Raw genomic sequence first — 23,325 nt, forward strand, 5'->3', positions numbered from 1 at the left:
TCCTTCAACTCGACAGCAAATCGCGGATCATCGCCCGCGCTTCGCTGACCGTACGCGACGCCGACCGTCCCACCGTGTACGGGTAGAGCTGCCCCAGCTGGGCTCGCACCCGGTTGGACTGGGTGCGAGCGGCTGCGCCGACGGCACGGTGTGTCTGCTCGACGGCGCCGGTCACGTCGCCCATGAGGAAGTGGCACTCGGCGAGGCCGATGAGGTCTAGGGCGTGGCTGCGGCCTGCCTCGGTGCCTCGGGTGGCCAGGGCACCGCGGATGCTCTCGGCCGCAGGCTCGGCGTGTTGCTGCGGGTCGGTGCGGGCCAAGTCGAGCAGGCGGCCGCCGGTGACGCCGGCGAGCTCGGCCTCGTCGAAGTAGGCAATCCAGTAGGGGTCTTCACCAGGGGTCGCGTCGGCGAGAGCGTCGGTGGCCTCGTTCGTGGCCCGGCGGAATGCGGCGCCCCGGCCCATGGCCGCGTACGCCCAGGCCTCGCGAGTGTGGAGCATGGCACGTACTCGCGCCCCTGCCGCCTTGCCCACACCCTTCTGCGCCAGGTGCACGAGTTCGAGGGCGTCCTGAGGGCGGTCGGTGTACAGCATCTGGCGAGCCATCCCAGCCAGTACGTTCGCTCCGAAGGCCGCGTCGCCGCCGGCGTGAGCCGCACGAAGGGCCAGCAGGTAGTAAGACTGGGCCTTCTTCTGGAGCCCGGAGTCCCAGGCCATCGTTGCGGCGGTGCCGCTGAGATGGGCCATCACCTGGAAGAGGCCTCGCTCGACGGCGGGTGCCTGATGCTCTTCGAGATGGCCGGCCACCTCGTTGAGCTGTCCTACGACGGCCTTGCGTCGCAGGCCTCCGCCGAACTTGTGGTCCCAGGCGCGAAAGGCGCGCGCTGTCGTCTCCAGCTCGCCGACTTCCCGCTGACCGACGCGGCCGCGGCGGCGCGCGGTGCCGGCGGCTGGGCTGGGCTGGAGCCAGCCTTCGAGTGAGTCAAGCAGGGCGCCCCCGGTCAGGGCTGCGCTGGCGAGAGCGCGCGTGGCTGCGCGGCGGTCCATCACGAGATCGCTCCGGGTTAAGTTCGCAGCCAGACCTACGGTTGCGACGGGTTCCCAGGAGGCGTCATCGTCAGGCGTCCGTGAAGCTGGCGGAGCTGGTGGATCGGGGGCGTCGGGCTGTCTCTCCCAGGGCCGGTCGGCGAGACCGACCATGCGTCCGGGGATACGCAGCCCGTCGGCGATACGGCAGATCACCTCGAAGGACGTGACCTGCTGCTGGCCGCTGATGATCGTGGAGACTTTACCGGGGGTGAGCTGGCAGGCCGCCGCGATGCGGTTCTGCGACAGGCCGCCCCACTTCTTGATCAGTGAGAAGGCAGCAGAGAAGTCGTGCTCCGCCAAGGCTCGCGTGACGTCCTCGCGTACGAGGACATCGGGAGCGAGCGGGCCGGGGGTGGTGGCATCCATGGGGCCAACTCCGGTGTGATCGTATGCGCTTCATCGCGCCGTTCGAACCGACAACGAGTGTATTACCGCCTCGGTAACACCGGACGGTCATCCCCGGAATGCACGCAAGCGACGACCCTCGATGCATGACGATCAAACCCGGCGACCGCGCGAACGGCCCCGGGAGTGGTCAACGCTCAAACCCATCAGGGAGCGTCGACATGATGAACGGTACAGCCCCGCCACCGGCTGACGAAGAGGACACCAGGGAGCAAGGTCCCTACGAGCCCCGACTCAGGGACACCGTCGAGGACACTGCGACGAAGAAGTTCGGCAAGGTGCTGGGGTTCATCGGCCCGTACGTCCAGCTCCGCCCCATTGGTGGTGGCGTCGAGTGGGACGCCAAGCCGGGCAGCCTGCGCCGAGCTACCGACGAAGAGGCGCTCAGAGCGGGTGTGGCTCTGGCCAACGCCCGCTCCAGAGGTGAGTGCTGATGGCGGTGACAACGTCCGCGACCGAGGCGCCCCTGTCCGCGGAGTGCAGGCTCGCGCAGCGCCCCGACTACGCGGATCTGCACGGCCACTGCCGCCGGATCAAGGACATCCCGCTCCCTCACTCGCGCGGCATCCTGCTCCAACGCCGCTGTGGCTGCACCTGCCACCGATGGAACAGGCCCGCGTCGTGACCGCAGCCGTCGGTCTCCTGCTGTACGTGGCGGCCGTGACCGCGCCCGTCCTCGCCCTGGTCCTGGCGCGGACGCCTTCCTGACACACCACCGCGGCGACCACCGGGGCAGCGTCGCATCCCAAACGCCCGCCTCGTCGGAGGACCGCAAGCCTCCGGCGGGGCGGGTTCCAGAACTCCCGCCCCCGGTGCCCGATCAGTCCAGGTGAGCACCGGGCGGCGCTCTCCCAACGAAGGAGAAACATGACCACTCCGACAGCCGTAGCAGGGATCCGCTCAGTAGAGCTGGAAATCACTGGCCGCTGCCAGCTGAAGTGCGGGCACTGTTGCACGAGCTCCGGCCCGAAGGCGTCTGCCGGGACCATGAGGTCCGCGGACTGGCTGACAGTCATTACGGACATTGCCGAACTCGGCATCCCTGCTGTGCAGTTCATCGGTGGTGAGCCGACGCTCACGCCGTACCTGCCGTTGTACATCGACCACGCCCTCGCCCTCGGCCTGAAGGTGGAGGTGTACTCCAACCTCACGCACATCCGGCCCCAGCTGTGGGATGCCTTCCAGAAGCCCGGCGTGTGCCTGGCCACCAGCTACTACAGCGACCAGGCCGAGCAGCACGAACAGATCACCAACGGGCCAGGCAGCTACCGGCGCACCCGCGAGAACATCGCCGAGGCAGTGCGGCTGGGCATCCCGCTACGGGTTGGCATCGTCGAAGTCCTAGAGAACCAGCGCGTCGCCCAGGCGCAGGACGAGCTGCGGCGCCTGGGCGTGAAGAGCATCAAGGTCGACCGGGTCAGGAAGGTCGGCCGCGCCGCCGACCCCGGCACGCCCGCCCCGAGCACCTCCGAGCTGTGCGGCAACTGCTTCCGCTACCGCGTGTCCGTCGACCCGGACGGGCAGGTGTCCGGCTGCATCCTGTCGCGGTTCCTGGTCGCGGGGAACGTCCGCGAGCGCCCCCTCGCCGACATCCTGAACAGCGGCCGGTGGCAGCAGCTCACCGACGCCGTGCCGCTGCCCCGTATGGCCTGCGGTCCGGACGACTCCAACGACTGCGACCCGGCCAGTACCGAGGCATGCGATCCTGCGTACTACGCCCCGGCCCCCACCCTGAGCCTCGGAGTGACCGCGTGAAGTGGGAAGACCACGCCACACAACTGGCCGACCGCGTCACGCACCGCACCTCCCGCTGGCGCGGGCCCGTGACGCGTACACCCCGGCATCTCTTCGTGCCGCAGTGGTGGGAGACTGACGACGGCCAGTGGACGCTGCGCGAACCGCTCACCGACACCGACTGGTTCGCTGCCGCCTACGACGATCGCTCAATGATCACCCGGGTCGGGGGCATGCACGCGGACCTCGCCAAGCCCGACGACCACCCGACAGGGAGGCCGACGTCCTCGGCGACGCTGCCCAGCCTCGTGGTGCGCATGCTCGAACATGCCCAGATCGACGACGGCGACGAGCTGCTGGACGTCGGCACCGGCAGCGGGTACGGGGCAGCGCTCGCCGCACAGGAGCTCGGCGACGCCGCAGTGACGAGCGTGGACGTTGACCCCTACCTCGTGGAGGCCGCCCGCGATCGCCTCGAACTGGTCGGCCTGCGCCCGACCGTTGAGACGGTCGACGCGACCGGGCCGCTCCCGGCCCGCGCGGGCAAGTTTGATCGCATCGTCGCCACCGTCGCCGTGCGGAGCGTCCCGGAGAGCTGGCTGACCGCCCTATGTGTCGGAGGGCGCCTGGTCACCACGGTTGCAGGTACGTCGCTGCTCGTGACCGCCGAGAAGCGGCCGGACGGCAGCGCCGTGGGCCGTGTGGAATGGGACCGTGCCGCCTTCATGCACGCCCGGCACGGCGACGACTACCCACCCGCTGCCTCCGGGCTGCTCGCGACCGCGCACGACATGGACGGCGAGGACGTGACCACCAGCCCGTACCCGGCCGTCGACGTCGCCAACGCATGGGATCTCGACTCCATGCTCGGCATCACGGCACCGGGCATCGAGCACGCCTACCACGAGCACGGGGAGCAGCGCACCGCAGTCATGGCACACGCCGACGGCTCATGGGCGCGCGCCACGACCACCGACCACGGGAGCACGACGGTCCACCAGGGCGGCCCGCGCCGCCTGTGGGAGATCCTCGATGGTGTCCGCTCCTACTGGCTCCATCACGGCGAACTGCCGGTCCGCGGCGCACGCGTGCTCATCACTCCCGAGGGGCAGACCCGACTGGCTCGCGGACAGTGGCGTGCCGTGCTCTGAGGGCCCCTGATCGGCCCCGCTCGTCTGGGTCCCCCGTGGCCGATGGGCGGGGCCTCCCTCGTGGGCTAGTTGCCCTGTGCGACGAAGCTTCCGAGGCCGGGCTCGGTGTAGATCAAGCCGTCCTCCCGCAGCTGGCGGTGAACCTTCTGCCCGGTCGCCCCGGCGATCCCGAACTCCTGCTGCAACTGGACTACTGAGGGGACGCGGGAGCGCGGCGGGTAGGTGCCGTCGGCGATGCGCTGACGGATCACCTCGTACACCTGGCGCCAGCGCGGCACATCGGGGGCGAAGTCGATCACCGGGAGAGGCTAGGCGCGCCACGGCACATCAGGCGAGATACAGGGTACCTAGTACGCCATAGCACGCTATGTGTAAGGTGAAGGCAAGCCAGTCCCGACGAGATCCAGCCAAGTCGGGGAAGGCTCCCATAGACGCCCGCCCCGTCGGAGGTCCGCAAGCCTCTGACGGGGCGGGTCTTTGCGTGTGCTCCAGCCGACCGGAGGCCCGCCGCGCAGCAGGCTTGCGGACTTGCCGCGCGGCGGGGGTTCACCGGCCGCCGGTGCGGCTCGCTGTCCGGTCTCGCAGCAGCAGCCACGGCGCTACGGCGATTCCGGCGGGGCCTGCTTCGGCGCCTTGGAGCAGCGCTCTGTAGGCGGCGTTCCCGGCCTGGCTCGGCGTAGGGGGCGCATCATCTGTCTCGGCGGGGATCGACCTCGCCATGCCCTTCCAGGCCCCGTGGGCGTGCGGTGTGCTGATCATCGAACCTCCCCGGATGAATAGAGTCATCGAATGAAGTACACGCACGCGTGCGAGCAGCCCCGGTAGGGGTTGACGGTCCACTCGAAGGGCATGCGCGAGGCGCCCGGCACCCGGTTGACGATCGAGCGGGCCCGGATCTCATGGAACGTGATCCCGGCGAACTCGGGCGTGTCGAAGGTGCGGGTGACCACGGCGTCCGCGCCGAACAGCGCGGAGTCGGCCCGGCTGTGATCGGACTCCAGGGTGAGGTTCTCCCAGCGCATGGTGCCTCCTCGGTAGCACTGAGCCTCAGAATAGAACACATGTTCCCTTGATCGTGCGACCTATCTCCCCGCTTCGTTTTCGATCACTGTGCGACCGCTTCCGTGAGCTGATAGGGACCCCGATTTGGGCGCTGTGGCGGCGGGGTGGTTGGCTTGCTCCAACCCCCGAGAAATCAGGTCCTGGAGGAAGTCAATGGCGCAGGTCGAGGCCACTACGGAGCGGGTCGTCGCGGCGGACGCGGAGAAGGTGTTCGACGCCCTCGCCGACTACAGCGGCACGCGGCAGAAGGTCCTGCCCGAGCACTTCAGCGAGTACGAGGTGCGCGAGGGCGGCGACGGCGAGGGCACCCTCGTGCACTGGAAGCTCCAGGCCACCAGCAAGCGCGTGCGCGACTGCCTCCTGGAGGTCAGCGAGCCCACCGACGGCGAGCTCGTCGAGAAGGACCGCAACTCCTCCATGGTCACCACCTGGCGGGTCACCCCGGCCGGCGAGGGCAAGTCCCGGGTCGTCGTCACCTCCACCTGGCAGGGCGCCGGCGGCATCGGCGGCTTCTTCGAGAAGACTTTCGCCCCCAAGGGCCTCGGCCGTATCTACGACGCGCTGCTCGCCAACCTCGCCGCCGAGGTCGAGAAGTAAGTCCCCCGTGTGCGGGGGCTCTTGGCCTTCTCACCGGTTCGGGTGGATCTCGGTCGTGTCCGGGACGGCACCGTAACTCGCCGTGCTTGCTCGTAGTTGTCGCCTAATGCGGGAAATGTGAGCAGGTACGGCGAGGGGAGCGGTCCGTGGGCGGCGCGACTTTGGTGCAGGACGAGACCGTCACCGCACCTCCTCCACCGGCTCCGCCCCAGGACGCCGAGCCCCGACTGAGCCCGCGCCGGGTGCGTCTGGTCTTCTGCGGGCTGATGCTCGCGCTGCTGCTGGCCGCGCTGGAGCAGATGATCGTCGCCACCGCGCTGCCGAAGATCGTCGGCGAGCTGCACGGCCTGGACAGGATGTCCTGGGCGATCACCGCCTACCTGCTCACCGCCACCGTCGGACTGCCGGTCTACGGCAAGCTCGGCGACCTCCTCGGCCGCAAGGGCGTCTTCCAGTTCGCGATCGTCGTGTTCGTCATCGGCTCCGCGCTCGCCGGCCGGGCCGAGACCATGGACCAGCTGATCGCCTACCGCGCGGTCCAGGGCGTCGGCGCCGGTGGGCTCATGATCGGCGTCCAGGCGATCATCGCGGACATCGTGCCGGCCCGGGAGCGCGGCCGCTTCATGGGGCTGATCGGCGCCGCGTTCGGCCTCGCCTCGGTCGCCGGGCCCCTGCTGGGCGGCTACTTCACGGACCACCTCTCCTGGCGCTGGTGCTTCTACATCAACGTCCCCTTCGGCCTGGTCACCCTGGCCGTCGTCGCCGTCGTACTGAAGCTGCCCAAGCCGAAGGCGAAGGCCAGGCTCGACGTCGTCGGCGCCCTGCTGCTCGCCGCCGCCTCCACCTGCCTGGTCCTGCTGACCAGTTGGGGCGGCACCGAGTACGCCTGGGACTCCCGCGTCATCCTCGGCCTCGGCGCCGGAGCGGCCCTCGCCGCCGTCCTCTTCCTCGTCGCCGAGCACCACGCCGCCGAACCCCTCATCCCGCTCAGGCTGTTCAGGGACTCCGTCTTCAACGTCACCGGACTCGTCGGCCTGGTGATCGGCGTCGCTCTGTTCGGCGCCGCCAGCTATCTGCCGACCTACCTCCAGATGGTCGACGGCGCCACGGCCACCGAGTCGGGCCTGCTGATGCTGCCCATGATGGGCGGCATCGTCGGCGCCTCCATCGTCTGCGGCCAACTCATCAGCCTCACCGGCCGCTACAAGATCTACACCGTGCTAGGCAGCGCGCTCTCGGCCGTGGGCATGTGGCTGCTGTCCCGCCTCGAAGTGGACACGCCCCGGCTGCACTACAGCCTCTGGATGGCCGTACTCGGCGCCGGAATCGGCATGGTGATGCCGGTCCTGATCCTCGCCGTGCAGAACTCCGTGCGCCCCACCGACCTCGGCACCGCCACCAGCGCCAACAACTACTTCCGGCAGATCGGCGGCAGCGTCGGCGCCGCGATCTTCGGCACCCTCTTCGCCGACCGGCTCGCCGACGCACTGGCCGAACGGCTGCCCACGCGCGCGGGCGCCGAGCTGCCCGACCCCGAGTCCATCACCCCGCAGCTCGTCCACACCTTGCCCTCCGCGCTGCGCGACGACTACATCCAGGCCTACGCCGACGCCATGCCGAGGATCTTCCTCCACCTCGTGCCGGTACTCGTCCTCGGTCTGCTCATCGCCTTCTTCCTCAAGGAGAAACCCCTGGTGTCCCACAACGCCCCGGCCCCGGAGACGGACGCGGCGCCGGTGAACCCCTCGATTCCGCAGGCCCGTTCGCAGTACGCCGCCGAAGTCCCCGTCCGTGGCACGGTGCAGCACCCCGACGGGACGTTCGTCCGCCACGCGGCGCTCACCCTCATCGACATCACCGGGCAGCAGGTCGGGCGCGGCGCGAGCGGCGAGGACGGGCGGTACGCGCTGGCGACGCCGGGTCCGGGGTCGTACGTCATGATCGCGGCGGCGGGCGGCCACCAGCCGCAGGCCGTCTCCGTGACCGTCGGGGACGGCCCCGTCGAACTGGACATCGTCCTCGGTGGCGCGGGGCGTCTCGCCGGCCGGGTGCTCACCCCGGACGGCACTCCCGTGGACGCCACCGTCACCCTCACCAACGTGCACGGCGAGGTCGTCGCCACCACCCGCAGCGGGAGCGAGGGCGGCTACGTCATCACCGAACTCGTCGCCGGCGAGTACACCCTCGCCGCGAGCGCGTCCGCGTTGCGCCCGGCAGCCGTCCCCGTCACCGTCAAGGCGGCACGGGAGACCCGACAGGACATCGAACTCGCCGGCGGCGCCCTGCTGCGCGGCACCGTGCGGGCGGGCGGCGGGCGCCCCGTCGAGGACGCGCGCGTGACCCTCCTCGACGCCGCCGGCAACGTCATGGACACCCTCACCACCGGACCGGACGGCACCTTCCGGTTCGTCGACCTGGCCACCGGCGAGTACACGGTCATCGCCACGGGTTACCCGCCGGTCGCCACCGTCCTCCAGGTCGCCGGAGGGGGCCGTACGGAACGTGATCTTCAGCTCGGGCACGAGGACTGAGCCGACGACCGGGACCCGGGCCTGTCCTGCACGGATGCCGCGCGGACAGGCCCGTCGCACGAGGCGCGGACCGACGTGAACCCGTCTCATCAATTCCCGTATTGCGGCACATCGCCTCGACCGGGAGCCGTACGGTGGTGTGGGCGCGCAGATCTTGCGGAGCCTTGGGGAGAGAGGGCCTTGGCCATGAACCGTGGCACCGAGACGGACGGCACGGTGGCGGAACAAGCCGCGTCCGGACGCATCCCGCTGGCCGTGGTCGTGGTCGACCGCCAAGGCCTCGTCTCGCACTGGAGCTCCGGCGCACGCCGTCTGTTCGGCGCCGCCAAGGAAGAGGCGATCGGACACCCGGCCGTCGACCTGCTGCCCGTCTCCGGAGCCCTGCCCGAGGACGACGACGTCTCGCCGTACGGCGCCTACGCGGCCTACGACGGTCTCGGCCACGATCTCGAATCGTCCCTCGACGGGCGGCTGTACTACCCGGCGGCCGGCCGCGCCCGGCTCACCGTGCCCGAGAGGGATCGCGTCGACGTGCTGTGGTGGGCCTACCCGCTGGTGGGGCCCGGTCCGGAGCGGCTGCTCGTGCTCGGCGCCGACGTCGGCCGGCTGCAGCAGGACGACCGGGAGCGGCACGGGGAGGACCGCCACGGGGACACCGGCTACGAGCGCGTCGCCCCCGGGTTCGCCCTGCACACCGACTTCCCAGGCGCCGAGGAACTCGCCGGCAGGCTCCCCGAGATCCTGCCCAGCATGAGCGTCGACGAAAGCGCCCGCATCGTCGGCCAGATCCTCGAACTCGGCTATCCGGTCCTGGAGTTCAGCCAGTACGACCGGGTGCCCGTCACGCCCGACTGGGGCGTGCCCCGGCGCGTGGAGCGCAGGGCACGCCGGGAGCGGGCCGCCAGAGCCGCCGCGCAGGGCCTTCCGTCGGCGCCGGACGACCCCGACGAAGCAGAGGACCTCGAATACGCGGCCGTACGCGAACGGCTGGAGTTCCTCAACGAGGTCAGCGGCCGCATCGGCACCTCCCTCGATCTGTCGCGGACCATCATCGAGGTCAGCAAGGCCGTCGTGCCCCGCTTCACCGACGTCGCCGGCACCTATCTGCGCGAACAGGTCGTCGCCGGTGAGGGGTTCCCCGAGGGCGTGCCGGACACGACCACCATGTGGCACCGGGTCGCCGTCGAGCACACCGACGAACCCGGCCGCTGGGACGACGTCGTGCCGGTCGGCGAGGCCATGCCCTTTCCGGCGCACACGCCGTTCTTCCAGTGCATGACCACCGGCGATCCCGTGCTCGTGCCACGCATCAGCGAGGAGATGGGCCATGCCATCGCCTCCCAGTTCGAGAAGCGTGACATCCGGCCGCTCATCACCGGCCGTTCCATGCTGGTCGTGCCGCTCAAGGCCCGTGACGTCGTCCTCGGTTTCATGATCCTGCTGCGCCACCCCGAACGGCCCGTCTTCAACGACATGGACCGTGTGACCGGCGCCGAACTCGCCGCCCGCGCGGGCCTCGTGCTCGACAACGCGCGCATGTACACGTACCAGGAGAGCGTCGCCGAGACCCTCCAGGACAGCATGCTGCCGCACATCCCGCCGCGCATGGCGGGCTGCGACATCGCCACCCGCTATCTGCCCGGCACTCTCCTCGGCCGCGTCGGCGGCGACTGGTTCGACTCCGTCAAACTGCCCGGCGCCCGCACCGCCCTCGTCGTCGGCGACGTCATGGGCCACGGCCTGAACTCGGCCGCCATGATGGGCCAGTTGCGTACGGCCGTGCAGACCATGGCCGCCCTGGACCTGCCGCCCGCCCGGCTGCTGCGCAACCTCGACGACCTCGCCCAGCGCCTCGGCGACACCTACCTGGCGACCTGCCTCTACGCCGTCTACGACCCCATCGCCGGCGAACTCCACATCGCCAACGCCGGTCATATCCCGCCCGTCCTGGTCCGCGCCGACGGCGGGCACAGCGAGCTGCTCGACCTGCCCACGGGAGCGCCGATCGGCGTCGGCGGAGTGCCGTTCGAGGCGGTACGCGTGCGCGTGGAGCCCGGCGACCGGCTCGTGATGTGCACCGACGGACTGGTCGAGGTGCGCGGCGAGGACATCGGTGTCGGCCTCGCGACCCTCTGCGAGTCCGCGGCCCACCCGGCCGCCTCCATGGACGACGCCTGCGACACCATCATCCGCGCCCTCAACACTCGCGGTGGCCGCAAGGACGACGTCGCCCTGCTCATGGCCCGGCTCAACGGCATCGCACCGCAGGACGTCGCCGAGTGGCGGCTCGCCCTCGACCCGGTGGAGGTCGGCCGGGCCCGTGCCGTCGTCCGGGAACAGCTGCACGACTGGGGCCTGGAGAGGCTGGCAGACAGTGCCGAGCTGATGGTCAGCGAACTCGTCACCAACGCCCTGCGGCACTCCCACAGCCGCCCCGTCGAACTGCGCCTCGTCCGCGGTGACACGCTGCTGTGCGAGGTGGACGACGACGACCACGACCTGCCGACCCTGCTCAACGCCGGACCCGCCGACGAGTCCGGGCGCGGGCTGCGCGTCGTGAGCGTGCTCGCCCGCGAGTGGGGCACGAGCCGTACGAGCACCGGCAAGGCCGTCTGGTTCGAACTCACGCTCCCGCGCCGCTGAGACGACGCCCCTGAGGGCGTACGACGGCGTAAGGGGTCTCGAATGCGGAGTGAAGGTATGCGCCGTGCGCTTGTGGCCGAAACCAGGCCGCGATAAACCGTACTCGCCCGTCACTTCACGGCGGGTCGGCATCGCAACCTGGGGAGTCGGACATGAGCGTGACGAGTCGATACCGGGAGGCCTGGGAGGGCTTCTGGCGTGAAGCCCCCGAGGAGCGGGGGGCGGTGTTCTGGGACGCGGAGCCGGCGCTGACCGCGGGCCGCCATGTGGCCCTCTTCGAGGCACACCTCATCGATCCGGGCCTCGCGATGGTGGACCTGGGCTGCGGCAACGGCACCCAGACCCGTTTCCTCGCCGAACGCTTCCCCCGCCTGGTCGGCGCCGACCTGTCCGCCGCGGCGCTCGACCACGCCCGCCGGGCCGACCCCGCGGGACAGGCCACGTACCGGCTGTTCGACGCCGTGGAGAAGACCGAGGCCGAGACGCTGCACGCCGAACTCGGCGACGCCAACGTCTATATGCGGGGCGTCCTGCACCAGGCCGAGCCCGACGACCGGCAGTCGATGGTGGACGGGATCGCCACGCTGGTCGGCGAGCGCGGCCGGGCCTTCCTCGTCGAACTCTCCGAGGCCGCCAAGCCCGTCCTCATGGGCCTGGCGCAGAGCCCGTCGGGTCCGCCACCCAAGCTCGCCCCCATCTTCCGGCACGGCATCGCCCCGGGCGAGGTGGCCGACGAGTCGGTGCCCGAGTATCTGCGCGCCGCCGGGCTCACCGTCCTCGCGAGCGGCGAACTCCCGCTGATCACCACGGAGTACGGGCCCGACGGCACGCGGATCGAACTGCCGTCGAAGTGGGTGGTGGCCGGCCGGGCGGTCAACCGGCCGCCTGGGCGGATCAGTTGACCGTACGCCCCTTTCGGTACGCCGCCCAGCCCGCGGCGAGCAGCAGGGCCGAGACGGCGGCGACGGAGAGCACCGTGACGCCGGTGGAGGCGAGGCTGCCGCCCGCGGTTGAGGTGCCGGTGCCGCCCGTGGAGGAAGCCGTGCCGCCGTCGCCGGTGCCGCCGTCGGTCGAGCCCGTGCCGGTGCCGCCGGTGCCGGCCGTGCCACCGGTGCCGCTGTCGTCGTCGGTGTCCACGGGGTCCTGCCCGACGAAGCTGACCGGGACCTTGACGTCCTGGGAGCGGTCGCCGGAGAGGGTGTGGTCGTTGCGGGTGGCCAGGACGCAGGTGGCCTTGAAGCAGTCCGTGTAGTCGTCCTTGGCGTCCACGGTCAGCTCGACCTCGAAGGTGCCGCCCGTGCCGTAAGGGACCGCCAAATCCTCGCCGTAGTCGGGTGGGTCGGAGGAGATCCACGCCGAGGAGTGGGAGCCGCCGGTCATGTCGACGCCGCCGACGCAGGGCGTGGGCAGTTCGCCGGCGCCGTTGTCGACGCACAGGGCGACGTAGATGCCCTTCTTCGTGTCGTAGCCGGAGCCGGTGACCTTGAGGATCTGGTTCTCGGTGGCCAGGTGGTTGACCGGGGTGACAGTGAGCTTCTGGCCGTCGGGGCCCGTGACGGTCTTGCTGCCGGACGGCTCGGCGTCCTGGCCGTCGTCGCCTCCGTCGCTGCCGCCGTCGTCGCCGTCCCCGGAGTCCGGCACGGTGAGGGTGATCGGCGAAGTGCGGGTCGTGCCGGCCGAGTTGGTGAACTCGGCGCGGTAGCGGTAGCCGTCCTGCGCCGCCTTCACGGTGAAGGAGTAGGCGTTCTGCGTCGCGCCCTCGACCGCGGTCCAGGTCTGGCCGTCGTCGGGGCTGATCTGCCAGCGCACGGTGGGCTCGGGTGAGCCCTCGGCGGAGGCGACGAGGGTGACCTTGTCGCCGGGCGCGGCGGACTGGTCGGTGGGGGACTGGACGATCTTCGGGGAGACCCGGCGGTCGAGCTTGACGACCTTGCTCTCGGCCTGGTTGGTGACGTAGACGGAGCCGGCGCCGGGGGCCACGGCGACGCCCGCGTAGGCGCCGGCGCGGTTGCCGGGCAGCGCGACGGGCTCGGCCGCACGCTCGGCCGTGGCGCTGTCGTAGACCTCCAGGGCGCCGACGTTGTCCGCGCCGTCGTCGGCGGTGCCCCAGTCCTCGCGCAGGACGAACGCCTCGCCGGTGGCCCTGTCGAAGGCCATCGCCGTGGCCCGGTCCTTGCCGGTCAGCTCGGCCAGCTGCTTGCCGTCCTTGTCGAGGACGAGCACGTCGTAGGAGCTGCCCACCCACACGTTGCCGGTGGCCGGGTCCGGCTCCACGAAGTAGACGGCCGACGCCGGGAGTTCGACGGCGGCGGTGACGGTGAGGGAGGCGGTGTCGACGCGGTACAGCTTGCCGCCCGCGGGGTCCGCCGACCAGGCGGTGCCGCGCGCGGCGTCCACGCCGAGGACGCCTCCGCCCTCCAGAGCGGCGGTCCTTTTGACCGTGCCCGTGGCGGTCTCGACCTCGGAGAGTACGGCGCCCTGGGCGACCAGCGTGGTGGACGCGTCGCTGCCGGGGCGGACGCCGGTGACCGAGCCGCCGCCCAGCCACACGCCCTTCGCGGCCGTGTCCCCGTCCTTCGCGGTGCCCAGACCGCGCAGGGGGTAATGGAAGGCGACGCCGTCGCCGGTCAGCGGGGCGGCGATCCAGCGGACGACGCGGTTGGCGAGCGCGCCGTTGGCGCCCGGGGCCTGCTGGATGTGGCTGAGGAGCCTGCCGTCCTTCGGGTCCAGGGCGTAGAGGCCCTGCTCGGAGACGTCCGCGGTGTCGGGGATGTTGTCCGAACCGACGTACAGTTTCCCGGAGTCAGGGTGCAGCAACAGGTCCAGCGGGCGGCCCGCGGTGGTGAACTCGGCGCCCTTGGCATAGCCGACCGTGCCCGGCGGCACGTCCACGCCGTCTCCGCCGTCGCCCCCGTCGCCGGGATCCTGGCCCTCGAAGGTGACGGGGATGCGGACGTCCTGGGAGCGGTCGCCGGGGTTGCGGTGGTCGACGCGGGTGACGACCGAGCAGGTGACCTTGGTGCAGTCGAGGCTGTTGTCCCTGGCCTTGACGTCGATCCGGACGTCGAAGGTGCCGTCCTGGCCCCAGTGCACGGCCAGGTCGCCCGCGTACTCGTCGCCCTCGGGGACGATCCACTGCGACGAGCTGCCCGTGCCGCTCTCGTCGGCGCCGCCGAGGCACGGGGTGGGGACGCGGTTGTCGCCGTTGTCCTTGCACAGGGCGACGTAGACGGCCTTGGCCGCGTCGTAGCCGGAACCGGTGACGCGGAGTTCCTCACCGGCCGGGTCGAGGCCCGCGGAGGCGGAGACGGTGAGTTTCTGGCCGTCCTTGCCGAGGGCGGTCCTCGGTGTGTCGGAGGCCTGCGCTGCCGTACCGAGGGCCGTGGAGGCGGCCACGAGCGCGGCGGCGCCGAGGAGCGCCGCCGGTCGTCTGTGCTGCATGGGGTTTCCTCCCGTCACACCGTCACTGGAAGGTGATCGGGACGTGGACGTCGTACTTGCGGTCCTCGCTGTCGAAGTGGTCCGCGCGCGTCACGACGGCGCACTCGACGTCCTGGCCGCAGACGCTGCCGTCGTCGAGGGTGGCCTTGACGTAGATCTGCACGCTGAAGGTGCCGCCCGTGCCGAACTTGGAGCTGTTGGCGAACAAGCCGCCGAAGGTGTTGTTGACCCAGTGCGAGGCACCGGTGGAGCCGTCCTCGTCCTGGCCGCCCAGACACGGGGTGGGCTTGTTGGCGCCCTGCGCCCCGTCGACCACGCACAGGCTGACGTAGACGCCCTGGCTCGTGTTGTAGCCCGACCCGGAGACGGTGATGACCTGGCCCGCGGCGGCGGCCGTGCCGGGCGAGGTGAGCGACAGGTTGTACGTCGTGCCGCCGTCGGTGACCGTGCGGGTCGAGGTGGCGGCGGAGGCCGAGGTGGCCATTCCCAGGGTCAGGGCGGCGGAGGCGGCCACGGCGAGCGCGGCGCGGGCGGCGGTGCGGGGGGAGGGGATGGATCTCATGGTCGGCTTCGGGCCTTTCTCATCGGATGTTAGGTAAGGCAAACCTAAGTATGGGGCGCGGGTGTTTGTCAACGGATGGCAATCGGGTTCAACTGCCCTGTATCTATTGGGAGTTGGGCATGCCGAGTGGCGGGCCGTGTCGCCCGCTACTCGGTGATGCATGCGCTAGTCCGACGCCCGTACGTCGAAGTCCGCGACGGCCCCGCGTTCCCCGGTCACCGTGGCGAGTTCGACCGTGTGCACACCCTCGGTGGCGGTTGCGTACACCGGGAAGGTCCGGGAGAGCCGCCCCGTCTCGTCGGCCACCGCCTGGTACCGGGTGTCGTCGTCGATCGCGACGAGTACGACCTCGCCGGGGTCGAACCCCGTGCCGTTGACGGTCTGTTCGCCGCCCGCGGTCAGTTCGTCGACCGTCACGGCGGCTGCGGGGCCGGGCGTCGCTTTCGGGGCTCCGGCGTCCGGCGACGGCGAAGGTGGCGCTGTTTCGGCGGGGGGTTTCCCGGGGGCGGTGGGGCCGGGGGAGGGCGGGGTGTCCGTTCCGACCGTCAGGTCGAGCAGGCCGAGGGCGTCGCCGCGCGCGAAGGCTTCCCCGCTCCACCGCGTCAGCAGCTTCGCGCCCGCGTCCGTGAGTGACGCCCGCAGCCCGGTCCACGTGACCCCGCCCGTCCGTACGACGGGACCGTCGCCGCCCGCCGTGACGTCCGCCAGCGCCAGTTCCCGTGCCCTGCCGTCAACGGCCGTACGGGCGCGCAAAATGCCCTCGGCGCCGTCCAGCCGCAGTCGCAGGCCGGCGAGCGTCAACGGCTGGGCCGGGCCGGCGGCCCTGACGAGGCGGGCGGCGCCTCCCAACTCGACGTCTACGGCGCCGGTTTCGGGGTCGCTGCTGCCGCCGGTGGCCGGGAACGAGGTGCGGTCACCGGATCCTCGTTGGGCGGGTTCGGTGACGTCGATCGACAGGTCGTGGCCGACCGTGGTGGTCCAGGTCGCGTGCCCGTCGGACACCGTGCGCTCGAACACCTCCGTGTCCTGCGCGACCGCCGACCCCGCGGCCGGGCACAGCAACGCGAGCAGGGCGGCGCCTGTCACGGTGGCGGCACCGGGTCTCTTCGTCATCTTCGCGTCTCCTTGAGGAGTCTGAGGGCGGTGCGGATCAGCCGGTGGCTGCCGTGCGGCGCCTGCGTGCCCACAGCCACGTCCCGGTGCCGGCCGCGACCAGGACCGCCGCCGTGATCCCGGCCGTCAGGGCGACGGAACCGGTGCTCGCGAGCGGGCCGTCGGACGCCTGCTCGCCGGTGTCGGCCGCACCGCCACCACCGGTCGCGCTCGCACCGGCCGTCGCGGTCGGCGTCGCCCCAAAGTCGCCGCCCGTGGCCGCGCTCCCGCCGCCGAAGGTCACCGGGACCCGGACGGTCTGGCTCTGGTCGCCGCCCCGCGTGTGGTCGTTGCGCGTGATGACCGCGCATTTCACGCCGGACTTGGTGCAGTCGGTGTTCGCGTCCTTGGCGCGGACCTTGAGCCGCACGCTGAACGAGCCCTTGTGGCCGCTGCCTTCGTACGGTTTCGCCAGGCCCTCGCCGTACGAGGGCGGGTTGGAGGAGATCCAGGAGGACGCCCCGGACTCACCGGACATGTCCACGCCGCCCACGCAGGGCGTCGGGGTCTTCCCTGCTCCGTTGTCCACGCAGAAGGCGACGTAGATGCCCTTGGCGGTGTTGTAGCCGGAGCCGGTCACGGTGATCGTCTCGCCGTCCGCGGCCAGTCCCGAGGACTTGGAGACGGTGAGTCTCTGGCCCTCGGGACCCGTCGCCGAGCCGCTCGCCGCGGAGGCCGGTACGGCGCCCGACAGCAGGAGGGCGGCAGCGCCCGCGATCCCGAGGGGCGGCGCAACTCTCTTACGGTGCAGGCCACTTGCCCACGCCATGGAACACCCCCAACAGTGAAAACTAAGGGAAGCCTAACCTAAACTATCGCTCAGTTGTGTGTCAGGAGAGAGGACAGGAAACCCATGCGCGTATCCCGGAGACCCGTGCGGATGTCCCGGCGGCCCCTCGCCGTCCTCGGGTTGGCGCTCGCGCTGCTCACGGGCGCCTGTGGCGGCGGGGGTGACGGGGCCTCGACGGCCGACGCGTCGCCCGCGTCCGCGAGTGCGCGCGCCGCGGCGGCCGAGAAGCAACTCGCCCGGAACACCCTGGTCCCGCTCGAAGGCGCCCCGCCCGCCCCGAAGTTGCCGGTCACCGTCGACTCATCCGACGGCCGGAAGGTGACGGTGAAGGACGCCTCGCGCATCCTGCCGCTCAACGGCGGTGTCGCGGAGATCGTGTTCACGCTGGGCCTCGGTGACCGGGTCGTCGGCCGGGACATCACCGCCACCTTCGCGGAGGCGAAGAAGCTTCCGCAGGTCACCAAGGCGCACGACGTGAGCGCGGAGAGCGTGCTGTCGCTGCGGCCCACGGTCGTGCTGGCCGACACCGACACCGGCCCTCCGGAGGCCATCGACCAGATCCGCGACGCCGGCGTCCCCGTCGTCGTCCTCGACCCGGCCACCGAACTCGCCGACGTCACCACGCGCACCACCCGCGTCGCCGAGGCCCTCGGCGTCCCCGCGGCCGGCAAGGCCCTGAACCGGCGCATGGGCGATGAACTCGCCGCGGCCCGCGCCGCCGTGCCCGAGGGCAGCAAGCCCAAGGTCGCCTTCCTGTACATGCGCGGCAGCGCGGCCGTCTACCTGATCGGCGGCAAGGGTTCGGGCGCCGACTCGCTCATCGAGGCCGCGGGGGCCGTGGACGCGGGCGAGGAGGCAGGCCTGGACAAGCCGTTCACGCCGATCACCAGCGAGGCCCTGGTGCGGGCCCGGCCGGACGTGATCCTGATGATGACCAAAGGGCTGGAGTCGGTCGGCGGTGTCGACGGCCTCGTGAAGATCCCCGGGATCGGAGAGACGCCGGCCGGGATGGACCGCCGGGTGGTCGACATGGAGGACGGGGTGCTGCTCGGATACGGGCCGCGTACGCCGCTGGTGATCGACATCCTGGTGGACCGCCTCCACCGGACATGAGGAAAGTTCACAGTTGCCGCATCTGGTGGCCCCTCAGCCCTCTGGGCTGCCCTGGGTAAAGACCGGAGGCTGATGGGCGTCAAGGACTCCGGTGACCTGGCCTGGCAGGACTGGCTGGGCACGGCCGGCTTCGACCGGGGGATCGACGACCCCGAGGGACAGGACCACTGGGCCTGCAAGTGGGCCGAGGGCCGAGCGCTGCGGCGGACTCGCGGACGGGCACGGCAATTCGGTGCCGCGCTTCCACGTCACGTGGGCACCGGCGGCCATGGCCACCTGAGAGCGAGGTCTCACGGTCCGGTCGGCACGCACAGCACCGGCGTGCGCGCCAGATGCAGCAGCTTGTGGGGTGTGGAGCCCAGCAGGGCCCCGCGCAACGGGCTCTCACTCCAGCTGCCGACCACGATGCGTCTCGCCGAGTGGCGGGTCGCGGCCTCGATCAGGGCCTGAGCCGGCTTCTGCTGGGCGCGGACCGCGCCCGGGGACTCGTCGTAGCCGAGAACGACCGTCATCTCAGGACTCCTTGTGGCCGGGTACGAGGGCGGGGTCGGCCACCTCCGGGCGCGCCGCCCAGAAGGCCGGTGCCATCAGGCGCCACACGACCATGAGGACCACGCCGGTGAGGGTGATGCCGATGCCGATGACCAGGGGCGGGCCGAGTCCGAACCAGGAGACACCGCTGTAGGAGTTCGCGGGGTCGGACATGTCGCCGATCGACTCGGCCAGCAGCCAGATCAGCAGCCCGGCGCCGACCAGCGGGCCGAGGCCGATGAGCAGGAAGTTGTGCACACTCTCGGTGAGATGACGGCGGTAGTACACCGCGCAGGCCACGCCCGTGAGCGCGTAGTAGAACGCGATCAGCAGCGACAGCGCGGTCAGCGAGTCGAACAGGGCGTTCTCGCTGATCCGGCGCACCACGAGGTACCAGGCGATGGCGATGGCCGCGACCCACCAGGTACTCACGTCAGGGGTGCGGAACCGGGCGTGGATGTGCCCGAAGTGCCCCGGCAGCGCGCGGCGGCGCGCCATGGACAGCGCGGTGCGCGAGGCGGGGATGATCGTCGTCTGCGTCGACGCGAGCCCGGAGGTCGAGACCGCCAGCAGGACGACCCAGTCCCAGGCGCCCATGGCCTCGTCGGCGAGCAGCGCGAAGATGAACTCCTCCTCCTCGGCGTTCTCGGCCAGATACACCGGTCCGGCGTAGGCGACGACCGCGTAGGCGACCGACACGTACGTCACCAGCAGGATCACCGTCGACCACACCGCCGCCTCGCCGGGGGCGGTGGCGGAGTTCTCGACCTCCTCGGTGAGGTTCACCGCCGACTCCCAGCCCCAGTAGACGAACACGCCCAACAGCAGACCCGCCGTCAGTTCGGCGCCGCCGGCCCCGAAGGGATCCAGCCAGCCGATCGCCGGATCGACGGAGTCGAGCGAACCGGTGTCGGCGTGGACCCGGTAGATCGCCACCACGGCGAACGCGAGCAGACAGGCGACCTGCGCGAGGATCAGGGTGTTCTGCACTTTGGCCGACACCTCCGTGCCGACGACGCACACGGCCGTCATCACCAGGATGAGCAGCACCGTCAGCGTCTCGCGCACGAACTCGTCGTCGACCCAGCCGTCGAGACCGAACGCGAGCAGCGCGAACGTCACCGCGACGTCCGCGAGTGAGCCGACCACCAGCACCCCGGTCATCGTGATGGCCCAGCCGCCGAGCCAGCCGGCCCATGGGCCCATGGCCCGGGTGACCCAAGAGAACGTCGTCCCGCAGTCCTGGTCGACCCGGTTGAGGTAGTAGAACGCCGACGCGATCAGCAGCATCGGGACGAACGAGGCGAGCATGACGCCCGGGGCGTACACACCGACGAGCGCCACCACCGGGCCGATCGCCGCGGCCAGCGAGTACGCGGGCGAGGTGGAGTTGAGCCCGATGACGAGGGCGTCGACGAACCCGATCGCGTTGGCCTTCAACCCTCCGGGCGGGCGGGTGTCCTCCGTGGCGTCGGCCATACTGCCTCACTTCGGTCGTACGTGACCTCATGAAACAGCGAACCGTGGGGCCCGCCGCGCCTTTGGTGTGCGCTCGCGGGATGTATCACCCGTGTGCCCAACGCGCGCACAGGTCAGCCTTCGGCAGGGCTCGGTGCCGTGGCCAGGGCCGCCAGTGCCTCCGCGTCGCGCGGGCCCGGCGACGCGTCGTCCAGCAGACCGTGTGCCCGCAGGAACTGGGCCGCCGCGATGCCCCAGGGCAGCCGCAGCCCGGCCTGCTGAAGGAGGTCGGTGCGGGCCAGCATGGCGGGCGCCGGTCCGGTGCGCACGCCGGACGGGGTCAGCAGCGCCGCGTCGTCCGCCCAGCGCAGGGCCAGGTCGACGTCGTGCGTGGCCATCACCACCGTCGTGCCGCTCGCGCGCAGGCCGTCCAGGGTGGCCAGGAGACGCTCCTGACCGTCCGGGTCGAGCCCGGCGGTCGGTTCGTCGAGGATCAGCACACGGGGCCGCATCGCGACGGCGCCCGCGATGGCCGTGCGCTTGCGCTGCCCGTACGACAGCAGATGCGTGGGCCGGTCGGCGAGCGCGGTGATGTCCAGGGCGGTGAGCGCCTCGTCGACCCGCGCGCGTACCTCGGCGTCGGGCAGGCCCAGGTTCAGCGGGCCGAAGGAGACGTCCTGGGCGACGGACGCGGCGAACAACTGGTCGTCGGGGTCCTGCACCACCAGCTGCACGGTCGTCCGCAGCCGGGTCAGGCCCTTGCGGTCGTAACCGACCGGCGCACCCTCCACCGTCAACCGGCCGTCGTGCGGGCGCAGTCCACCGCTGAGCAACCGCATCAGCGTGGTCTTGCCACTGCCGTTGCGGCCGAGCAGCGCGAGCGCGCGCCCCTCGCGGACGTCGAAGTCGAGGCCGCTGAGGACGACGGGCCCGTCCTCGTAGGCGTAGGACGCGCCCCGCAGGGCGACCAGGGCGGTGGGCTCGCTCATGGCAGGGCCCTTTCCAGTACGAGGGTGAGGGCGGCCAGCGCTGCGAGGAGCCCGCAACTCGCGGCCGTGAAGCGGACGGAGACCCGGGCCTCGGGCACCAGGACGCGCAGTGTGCCGTCGTAGCCGCGCCCGGCGAGCCCGGCCTGGAGCCGGGCGGCCCGGTCGAAGGCCCGCACGAAGGCGGTGGCCCCGAGCCCGGCCAGGGACCGCCACTCCGCGGCCCTGCCGGTGTGCCCGAGCCGCGCGGCCTGGGCCTCCCGGATACGGCGCACGGAGTCCAGGAGCAGGAAGCTCATCCGGTACGTCACCAGGGCGACGTCGACGACGGGCGCGGGCACCCCGGCCTTCACCAGGCGGGGCAGCAGGTCGGACATCGGCGTGGTGAAGGCGAACAGCAGCACGCCCAGCGAGGCGGCCGAGGTGCGCAGCAGCAACTCCCCGGCACGCAGCGGGCCCTCGCCGGCCAGGGACACGAAGCCGTCCGGCCCGCCGACCTGGACGAGCAGGGTGAGCGCGCCGGTCACACAGAAGCCGAGCGGCACACGGTAGGCCCGCCACAGCCGCCGCGCGGGCACGCCCGCCGGACCCAGCAGTACCGCGAGTGCGGTGACCAGGACCAGCGCGGCGCCCGGCCAGGGCGGCAAGGAGATCGCGAGCACGGTGAGGCCGAGCCCGAGCACGGCCTTGTCCACGGGGTGACGGCGGCGCCAGCGACTGCTGTGCGCCGCCGCGTCGATCGGCAGCACGAGGGGTCAGGACCTCTCGGCCGGGGACTCCTCGGCGGCGGTCGCGCCGGCCGTGCTCTCCGCGCCGCCGGCCCGCTCCAGCGCCCGCTCCTCGCCCTGCCGCCGTCCCCGGCGCAGACCGAAGTAGTAGGCGAGGACGCCGGCCCCGAGGGCCGCCTGGAGGGAGAACAGGGCCGACTCGATCTCGCCGGACGGCGGCTCGTAGAGCGGCGAGAACCACGGCTCGTAGTCCGGCTCGATCTCGGTGATCGCCGACTCCGCCTCACCGTCGGCGCCCGCGAACGGCTCCTCCTTGTGGTCGCCCAGGCCGAGGGCCAGCGGCAGCACCGCGAGGGCGGCCACGACGACCAGCAGCAGAATGTTGATCTTCGTGTTCCTGCTCATCGGGCCACCGCCTCGGTCTCGGTCCGGGACTGCTTCTTCGCCAGGAGCACGCCCAGCCGGGTCAGTTCGCCCTTGCTGGACTGCACCAGCAGCCGCATCACGAGCACCGTGAGCAGTCCCTCGCTCACCGCGAGGGGGATCTGGGTGACGGCGAAGATGGAGCCGAACTTGCCGAGCGCGCCCAGGAATCCGCTGCTCGGGTCGGGGAAGGCGAGGGCCAGCTGGACGCTGGTCACGCAGTAGGTGGACAGGTCGGCTAGGAAGGCGCCGAAGAACACGGCGACCATGAGCGGCACGTCGTAGCGCCGCAGCAGCCTGTAGATCGCGTACCCGGCCCAGGGGCCGACGATCGCCATCGAGAAGACGTTGGCGCCGAGCGTCGTCAGACCGCCGTGCGCGAGCAGCAGCGCCTGGAAGAGCAAGGTGATGGTGCCCAGTACCGCCATGATCGGCGGCCGGAACAGGATGGCACCCAGACCGGTGCCCGTGGGATGCGAGCAACTGCCGGTCACCGAGGGCAGCTTCAGCGCGGACAGGACGAACGTGAAGGCTCCGGAGGCGCCGAGGAGCAGCGTGCTCTCCGGGTGCTCCTTGACCTCACGGGTGAGTGAACGGACGCCGTGGACGACGAAGGGCGCGGACGCGACGCCCCAGGCGACCGCGTGCGCCGGAGGCAGGAAACCCTCGGCTATGTGCATGGCTCAGCAGACCCTCTCCAGCACCTCGTGGATGGTTGACGCGCCTTGGTCGGTCTCCTGGCTTACGGGTACCACCGCCCGTGCTCCGCCTTCCCGGGTCCCGAAGGACCCAGTGGCTGCCCGTGAGGGCTGGAGCCGGACTTCCCGATTCACAGTGGCGAGGGCCGCACCGGCATCACACCGGGTTTCCCGTTCACCAAGGCGTGGTGACAGTAGTGCCCGGACAGGGTGGCTGACAAGCGCGCCCAGGG

At 71.3% G+C, this 23,325-nt stretch carries 21 protein-coding genes, 3 pseudogenes and 1 riboswitch; of the genes and pseudogenes, 10 read left to right on the forward strand and 14 right to left on the reverse strand.

Annotation, left to right across the window (positions count from 1 at the left end; all coding sequences use genetic code 11):
* Nucleotides 1-4: 4 nt before the first annotated feature.
* Entirely contained in the window at nt 5-1,453 is a 1,449-nt protein-coding gene (locus tag ACZ4UU_RS16635) for a helix-turn-helix domain-containing protein (RefSeq protein WP_468040476.1), read from the reverse strand.
* A 200-nt stretch (nt 1,454-1,653) separates the two neighbouring features.
* Here ACZ4UU_RS16635 and ACZ4UU_RS16640 point away from each other — a divergent pair, with 200 nt between their 5' ends.
* The 4 genes from ACZ4UU_RS16640 to ACZ4UU_RS16655 all read left to right on the forward strand — a co-directional run bounded on the left by ACZ4UU_RS16640 (nt 1,654) and on the right by ACZ4UU_RS16655 (nt 4,377).
* A complete protein-coding gene (locus tag ACZ4UU_RS16640) occupies nt 1,654-1,926 on the forward strand; it encodes a hypothetical protein (RefSeq protein ID WP_468040477.1) in 273 nt (90 codons plus the stop codon).
* On the forward strand, nt 1,926-2,117 hold the full coding sequence (locus tag ACZ4UU_RS16645) for a hypothetical protein (RefSeq protein ID WP_468040478.1): 192 nt from the start codon (nt 1,926-1,928) through the stop codon (nt 2,115-2,117). Before ACZ4UU_RS16640 ends, ACZ4UU_RS16645 begins: the two co-directional genes overlap by 1 nt.
* A 242-nt stretch (nt 2,118-2,359) precedes the next feature.
* Nucleotides 2,360-3,247, forward strand: coding sequence for a radical SAM/SPASM domain-containing protein (locus ACZ4UU_RS16650; protein ID WP_468040480.1), 888 nt, complete (start codon nt 2,360-2,362; stop codon nt 3,245-3,247).
* Complete coding sequence (locus ACZ4UU_RS16655; protein ID WP_468040481.1) at nt 3,244-4,377, forward strand: methyltransferase domain-containing protein; 1,134 nt, start codon at nt 3,244-3,246, stop codon at nt 4,375-4,377. Before ACZ4UU_RS16650 ends, ACZ4UU_RS16655 begins: the two co-directional genes overlap by 4 nt.
* A 65-nt stretch (nt 4,378-4,442) precedes the next feature.
* Here ACZ4UU_RS16655 and ACZ4UU_RS16660 read toward each other — a convergent pair whose 3' ends face one another.
* The 3 genes and pseudogenes from ACZ4UU_RS16660 to ACZ4UU_RS16670 form a co-directional block, all read right to left on the reverse strand.
* Complete coding sequence (locus tag ACZ4UU_RS16660; protein WP_468040483.1) at nt 4,443-4,676, reverse strand: GntR family transcriptional regulator; 234 nt, start codon at nt 4,674-4,676, stop codon at nt 4,443-4,445.
* Nucleotides 4,677-4,923: 247 nt separating this feature from the next.
* Nucleotides 4,924-5,136, reverse strand: coding sequence for a hypothetical protein (locus tag ACZ4UU_RS16665; protein WP_468040484.1), 213 nt, complete (start codon nt 5,134-5,136; stop codon nt 4,924-4,926).
* Nucleotides 5,137-5,171: 35 nt separating this feature from the next.
* Nucleotides 5,172-5,399 (reverse strand): annotated as a pseudogene (locus tag ACZ4UU_RS16670) (Rv2578c family radical SAM protein); the annotation flags it as partial.
* 193 nt (nt 5,400-5,592) lie between these two features.
* On the opposite strand from ACZ4UU_RS16670, the gene ACZ4UU_RS16675 reads away from it, so the two are divergent.
* From ACZ4UU_RS16675 to ACZ4UU_RS16690, 4 genes are all read left to right on the forward strand, one after another.
* Complete coding sequence (locus ACZ4UU_RS16675; protein ID WP_468040486.1) at nt 5,593-6,036, forward strand: SRPBCC family protein; 444 nt, start codon at nt 5,593-5,595, stop codon at nt 6,034-6,036.
* A 146-nt stretch (nt 6,037-6,182) separates the two neighbouring features.
* Nucleotides 6,183-8,567, forward strand: a complete 2,385-nt coding sequence (locus ACZ4UU_RS16680) for an MFS transporter (protein ID WP_468040487.1) — start codon at nt 6,183-6,185, stop codon at nt 8,565-8,567.
* A gap of 186 nt (nt 8,568-8,753) precedes the next feature.
* Complete coding sequence (locus ACZ4UU_RS16685) at nt 8,754-11,210, forward strand: ATP-binding SpoIIE family protein phosphatase (protein ID WP_468040489.1); 2,457 nt, start codon at nt 8,754-8,756, stop codon at nt 11,208-11,210.
* Between the two features lie 152 nt (nt 11,211-11,362).
* Nucleotides 11,363-12,112 (forward strand): class I SAM-dependent methyltransferase, encoded by a 750-nt coding sequence (locus ACZ4UU_RS16690; RefSeq protein WP_468040491.1) that lies wholly within the window; start codon nt 11,363-11,365, stop codon nt 12,110-12,112.
* On the opposite strand, the gene ACZ4UU_RS16695 is transcribed toward ACZ4UU_RS16690, so the two are convergent.
* From ACZ4UU_RS16695 to ACZ4UU_RS16710, 4 genes are all read right to left on the reverse strand, one after another.
* Nucleotides 12,105-14,651 carry an immunoglobulin I-set domain protein gene (locus tag ACZ4UU_RS16695; RefSeq protein WP_468040493.1) on the reverse strand — a complete coding sequence of 849 codons (2,547 nt, stop codon included), beginning with the start codon at nt 14,649-14,651 and terminating at the stop codon, nt 12,105-12,107. The two genes, ACZ4UU_RS16690 and ACZ4UU_RS16695, sit on opposite strands and share 8 nt — an antisense overlap.
* A 22-nt stretch (nt 14,652-14,673) precedes the next feature.
* Nucleotides 14,674-15,213: a hypothetical protein gene (locus tag ACZ4UU_RS16700; protein WP_468040494.1), complete on the reverse strand. Its 540-nt coding sequence runs from the start codon at nt 15,211-15,213 to the stop codon at nt 14,674-14,676.
* Nucleotides 15,214-15,378: 165 nt separating this feature from the next.
* Nucleotides 15,379-16,326 (reverse strand): HtaA domain-containing protein, encoded by a 948-nt coding sequence (locus tag ACZ4UU_RS16705; RefSeq protein ID WP_468040496.1) that lies wholly within the window; start codon nt 16,324-16,326, stop codon nt 15,379-15,381.
* 37 nt (nt 16,327-16,363) lie between these two features.
* Nucleotides 16,364-17,134, reverse strand: a complete 771-nt coding sequence (locus tag ACZ4UU_RS16710) for a hypothetical protein (RefSeq protein ID WP_468040498.1) — start codon at nt 17,132-17,134, stop codon at nt 16,364-16,366.
* Nucleotides 17,135-17,218: 84 nt separating this feature from the next.
* Here ACZ4UU_RS16710 and ACZ4UU_RS16715 point away from each other — a divergent pair, with 84 nt between their 5' ends.
* Together ACZ4UU_RS16715 and ACZ4UU_RS16720 are read left to right on the forward strand one after the other, a co-directional pair.
* Complete coding sequence (locus ACZ4UU_RS16715) at nt 17,219-18,268, forward strand: heme/hemin ABC transporter substrate-binding protein (RefSeq protein ID WP_468040500.1); 1,050 nt, start codon at nt 17,219-17,221, stop codon at nt 18,266-18,268.
* 27 nt (nt 18,269-18,295) lie between these two features.
* Nucleotides 18,296-18,524: pseudogene (locus tag ACZ4UU_RS16720) on the forward strand (FAD-binding dehydrogenase); the annotation flags it as partial.
* Between the two features lie 34 nt (nt 18,525-18,558).
* Here ACZ4UU_RS16720 and ACZ4UU_RS16725 read toward each other — a convergent pair.
* The 6 genes and pseudogenes from ACZ4UU_RS16725 to ACZ4UU_RS16750 all read right to left on the reverse strand — a co-directional run.
* Nucleotides 18,559-18,798: pseudogene (locus ACZ4UU_RS16725) on the reverse strand (universal stress protein); the annotation flags it as partial.
* Nucleotides 18,782-20,278 (reverse strand): APC family permease, encoded by a 1,497-nt coding sequence (locus ACZ4UU_RS16730; protein ID WP_468040501.1) that lies wholly within the window; start codon nt 20,276-20,278, stop codon nt 18,782-18,784. The pseudogene ACZ4UU_RS16725 and the gene ACZ4UU_RS16730, both read right to left, overlap by 17 nt.
* 113 nt (nt 20,279-20,391) lie before the next feature.
* Nucleotides 20,392-21,246, reverse strand: a complete 855-nt coding sequence (locus tag ACZ4UU_RS16735) for an ATP-binding cassette domain-containing protein (RefSeq protein ID WP_468040502.1) — start codon at nt 21,244-21,246, stop codon at nt 20,392-20,394.
* A complete protein-coding gene (cbiQ, locus tag ACZ4UU_RS16740; protein ID WP_468040504.1) occupies nt 21,243-21,992 on the reverse strand; it encodes a cobalt ECF transporter T component CbiQ in 750 nt (249 codons plus the stop codon). Before cbiQ ends, ACZ4UU_RS16735 begins: the two co-directional genes overlap by 4 nt.
* A gap of 6 nt (nt 21,993-21,998) precedes the next feature.
* On the reverse strand, nt 21,999-22,376 hold the full coding sequence (locus ACZ4UU_RS16745) for an energy-coupling factor ABC transporter substrate-binding protein (RefSeq protein WP_468040506.1): 378 nt from the start codon (nt 22,374-22,376) through the stop codon (nt 21,999-22,001).
* Nucleotides 22,373-23,074 (reverse strand): energy-coupling factor ABC transporter permease, encoded by a 702-nt coding sequence (locus ACZ4UU_RS16750; RefSeq protein WP_468040508.1) that lies wholly within the window; start codon nt 23,072-23,074, stop codon nt 22,373-22,375. Before ACZ4UU_RS16750 ends, ACZ4UU_RS16745 begins: the two co-directional genes overlap by 4 nt.
* Nucleotides 23,075-23,104: 30 nt before the next feature.
* Nucleotides 23,105-23,290, reverse strand: a riboswitch (cobalamin riboswitch).
* Nucleotides 23,291-23,325: the final 35 nt, after the last annotated feature.

The sequence above is a fragment of the Streptomyces sp. NPDC028907 genome, from assembly GCF_055564995.1.